Annotated in this window: 1 pseudogene; it reads left to right on the top strand. The window is 76.7% G+C overall.

Annotated elements, in window-relative coordinates:
- Positions 1-588 (top strand): annotated as a pseudogene (locus ACFO0B_RS28535) (sensor histidine kinase); the annotation flags it as partial.

The following is a 588-nucleotide window of genomic DNA, read 5'->3' as shown; positions in this document are numbered from 1 at the left end:
GGCCGTCGCCGAAGGTGGGTTTCCCGGGTGTGGCGGCGTTGGCTCGGCGGTATGGGTTCACGGTGTACATCGATGGGCCGAACGCGTACGGCGGTATGCGGGCCATGGTCTACATCCCCGAGGCGCTGCTGATCACCCCGCCGCAGGCCGCGCCCGAGCCGATCGAGGCCGCGCCCGAGCCGGTCGCCGCGGGGGCGGTGCGCTCCGGCAACGGCAACGGCAATGGCAACGGCAACGGCAGTGGCGGCGCCGACCGGTTCGGCGCGCAGCCCGCCCGGTTCGAGGCCCCGGCAGCCGCCGTCCGTGCCGAGCCGCCGGTCAGCGCCGTTCGTGCCGAGCCGCCGGTGGCCGCGGCGCGCGCCGAGGCGCCGGTCGCGCTGCGTGCCGAGCCGGCCGAACCCGCCGACGACGACGAGGAGCACACCTTCTCGGTGCACGAAATCACCAGCGGCGGGCTGCCCAAGCGCCGGAGGCGGGCCGTCGCGCCCGCCGTCGGGGCAGGCGGGCCGCGGACCGATCCCGGGTTGGCGCGGCCGGATATCGCGGCGGCGTGGCAGTCCGGTTCCAAGAGCGGCCGTGCCGCCGCAT

The sequence above is a fragment of the Nocardia jiangsuensis genome (genome assembly GCF_042650385.1).
Lineage (GTDB): Bacteria > Actinomycetota > Actinomycetes > Mycobacteriales > Mycobacteriaceae > Nocardia > Nocardia jiangsuensis.
The sequence above is the reverse complement of the archived record's forward strand: the minus strand, read 5'-3'. Positions and strand labels throughout refer to the sequence as shown.